The organism is Acidithiobacillus sp. TH-A35, from assembly GCF_057473505.1.
Genome location: NZ_JBYCKR010000217.1, coordinates 1 through 3629, shown reverse-complemented (window position 1 = coordinate 3629; position 3629 = coordinate 1). Strand labels below are relative to the sequence as shown.

General features: G+C 60.3%; 3 protein-coding genes. All 3 read left to right on the top strand.

Annotated features, from left to right (window positions below):
• Positions 1-243 precede the first annotated feature (243 nt).
• Complete coding sequence (locus AC2VNK_RS07425) at positions 244-1662, top strand: coniferyl aldehyde dehydrogenase (RefSeq protein ID WP_033962848.1); 1419 nt, start codon at positions 244-246, stop codon at positions 1660-1662.
• A gap of 31 nt (positions 1663-1693) precedes the next feature.
• Complete coding sequence (locus AC2VNK_RS07420; RefSeq protein WP_033962851.1) at positions 1694-2239, top strand: hypothetical protein; 546 nt, start codon at positions 1694-1696, stop codon at positions 2237-2239.
• A gap of 16 nt (positions 2240-2255) precedes the next feature.
• On the top strand, positions 2256-3629 hold a 1374-nt coding region (locus AC2VNK_RS07415; protein ID WP_486883330.1), incomplete at its 3' end, for a GMC family oxidoreductase N-terminal domain-containing protein.

The following is a 3629-nucleotide window of genomic DNA, read 5'->3' as shown; positions in this document are numbered from 1 at the left end:
CGGCCCTCTCTAATCAAGTTCTTGCCGAACATATTGATTATAAAGAATAAACCACTCGCCTTCTTTATTTTAGGTCAAGGCTCGTGAATAAGACGGGCTCATGCCCGCTTTACCAAACACCTTAGGAAGGATGGATCCGACCTATGCCGAGGATGACGGGGCTTGAAATCCTTCTTGACCCTGCTGCGGCATTGCTTTACAAAAATTAGAATAATTACTCCAATCCCGCCCGGAGCTTTTTCAGTGGATAGTAGCCCTTCCCGTAGCGACATCGAGGCGCCTCTGGCTTCGTTACTGAAGCAGCAGCGCAATGCTTTTCAGGCCGATCCCATGCCTTCGCTGGCAACTCGGCTGAGTTGGCTGAAACGGCTGCGCACAGTTCTGGTAGATGAACAGGAAGCGTTGGCTGAGGCGGTGAGTCGGGATTTCGGTAACCGTTCGCGGGATGAGACGCTGTTTGCCGAGATATTACCCAGCCTGCAATCCATCGATCACGTCTGCAAACATTTGCGCCGCTGGATGAAACCGGCACGACGCCCGCTGGGCATCGCCTTTCAACCGGGCTCGGCTCAGGTGTTCTATCAACCGCTGGGCGTCGTTGGGGTGATAGTGCCCTGGAATTATCCGATTTTTCTGGCCATCGGCCCGCTGCTCGGTGCGCTGGCGGCGGGTAACCGGGTAATGATCAAGATGAGTGAATCAACCCCGGCTACGTCCCAACTGGTCAAGGAGCTGTTGGCCAGAGCCTTTCCAGAGGATCAGGTCGCTGTGGTGCTGGGCGAGGCGGATGTGGGTGCAGCTTTTTCCCGCCTGCCCTTCGATCACCTCCTATTCACCGGCGCCACCAGCATTGCCCGACATATTCTGCACGCAGCGGCGGATAACCTGACCCCGGTAACGCTGGAACTGGGTGGCAAATCACCGGCCATTGTCTCGGCAACGGTACCGTTGGACGACGCTGCCGAACGCATCGCCTTCGGCAAGACCATGAATGCCGGGCAGACCTGCGTGGCGCCGGACTATGTACTGGTGCCGGAAGCGCGGGTGGAAGCATTTGTCGAGGCTTACCGCAAGATGATCAGCCGGTTTTATCCGCAGCTCAGTGATAGCCCCGACTACACCAGCATCATCAATCCGCGCCAGCAGGCGCGATTGAACAGCTATATCGACGATGCCCAAACCAAGGGTGCGCGGGTGCTCCCCTTGTTCGACGCAAGCCAGGAGCAACGCCTGCCCCCTACCCTGCTGGTGGATGTCAGCGATGACATGCTGGTGATGCAGGATGAGATATTCGGCCCATTGCTGCCGATCGTGCCCTACCGGCAGATCGACGACGCCATCGCCTATATCAATGCCCGTCCGCGCCCGCTGGCGCTCTACTATTTTGGCTACGATCGGGGTGAGCAACAGCGGGTAATGGAGCAGACCCATTCCGGCGGCGTGGGCCTGAACGAGACCCTGCTGCATGTCGCGGTATGCGACCTGCCCTTTGGCGGTATCGGGCCTTCCGGCATGGGCCATTACCATGGTCATGAGGGTTTTCTGACCTTCAGCAAGGCCAAGGCGGTATTGCGCAAGCCGCGCTTCAATGCCACACGGGTGCTTTATCCGCCCTACGGCAGCGCCATGCAGAAGTTGTTGCGCAAATTGCTGATTCGCTGACCAACTCACCAGGCCAAGGACAACAATAATAATGCCCGACACCACTGCAGACGCCCCCGGCATGAATCGTCGCCAGTTGCTCAAACTGGGATTGTTCGGCACCGCCGTCCTGACTACCGTCGGCGGCATCGCCAGCCTTGGCGGTTGCTCGGCCGATACCCCCGCGCAGGGTTTCCAGCAACTGCGCAAGGATGATCTGCCCATGTTGCGTCGGGTAATCCCAGTGGTGCTGGTTGGCGCGCTCCCGGCAGAGCAACAGGCCGCCATTGTAGAAGGCGTTCTGCTGGCGCTCGACAACAACCTGAATCAGTTGTCACCCAGCCTCAACACCCAGCTGTTGCAGCTGTTCGATCTGCTGACTCTGGGCGTCACGCGCGGCGCAGTAACCGGCATCTGGGGCTCTTGGGAGAATGCCAACGACGAGGCGGTGCAAGCCTTCCTCAAGCGCTGGGAAAACAGCTCCTTCGCCTTGCTGCAACAGGGTCAGAACGCTCTGACCAATCTGATTCTGCTGTCCTGCTACAGCACCCCGGCGTCATGGCCGCAATGCGGCTATCCGGGCCCACCGCGCATCTGAACAGGAGAGCCCCTGCATGCCCATTCCGGATCTGTTCACCGAAGGACTCAAGCGCGACTGGAAAGTGACCAACGCTGCACAACTGGAGCAAGACCTGACCCTGGAGGCGGATATCGCCATCGTCGGCAGCGGCGCCGGTGGTGCCACCAGCGCGGAAATACTCAGCGCAGCCGGATTCAAGGTCTTGCTGATAGAGGAAGGCGGCCTGTTCACCAGCAGTGATTTCAAGCTGCAGGAACATGAGGCCTACCCCGACCTGTATCAGGAAGGGCTGGGGCGCATGTCGAAGGACGGCGCCATTACCATCCTGCAGGGCCGTGCCGTCGGCGGCACTACCCTGGTCAACTGGACGTCCTGCTTCCGCACGCCCGAGCCCACCCTGGCGCATTGGGCCAGTGAGCATGAAGTACTTGGGCACAGCGTAGAAGAACTGGCACCCTGGTTCGCTCGTATGGAAGAGCGCCTGGGCATCAGCCCCTGGGCCATGCCGCCCAATGCCAACAACGACGTGCTGCGCCGTGGCTGCGAGAAGCTCGGACTGCATTGGCAAGTCATCCCACGCAACGTGCGCGGCTGCTGGAATCTCGGCTATTGCGGTCTCGGCTGCCCAACCAACGCCAAGCAGTCCATGCTGGTCACCAGCATCCCGGCGCTGCTGGATAATGGCGGCGAGCTGATCTACCTCGCCCGGGCCGAGCGTCTGCAGCTGGACGGTGGTCGTGTAACCGGGCTCGAGTGCGTAGCCATGGATGAGCGCTGCGTCGCACCGACCGGGCGGCGGATCCAGGTTCATGCCCGGCATTACATCCTGGCCGGCGGCAGCATCAATACCCCAGGTTTGCTGCTGCGCTCCGAAGCGCCCGATCCGCATGGCATCCTCGGCAAGCGCACCTTCCTGCACCTCACGACCTTTTCCTGGGCGCAGTTCGACCAGCAGATCAATCCCTTCTATGGCGCTCCCCAGTCCATTTATTCCGACCATTTCCAGTGGCAGGACGGTGCCACCGGCCCGATGGGCTACAAACTGGAGGTGCCGCCCATGCAACCTGGCTTCAGTGCTACGGTCCTCGGCGGCACGGGCGTGGCCAATAGCGAGCTGATGCAGCAGCTACCCAACGCCAACATGATGATTGCCCTGCTGCGCGATGGCTTTCACCCGGACAGTTCACAAGGTGAAGTGCAGCTGCGCAGCGATGGTTCCCCGGTGCTGGATTACCAGTTGACCGATTACACCTGGGAGGCCGTGCGGCGCACCTATCAGAGCATGGCCGAGATCCAGTTTGCCGCCGGCGCGCGCACGGTAACTCCCGTACACAACGATGCCCGCCCGGCGAAAAACCTGGCCGAGGCGCGGACAATGATTGACGCGCTCGACTTGCGCCGCTTCAAG

What these genes read in the sequence shown, in the direction of transcription:
- AC2VNK_RS07420 (WP_033962851.1), top strand. Translation starts at nt 1,694, where the DNA reads ATGCCCGACACCACTGCAGACGCCCCCGGCATGAATCGTCGCCAGTTG.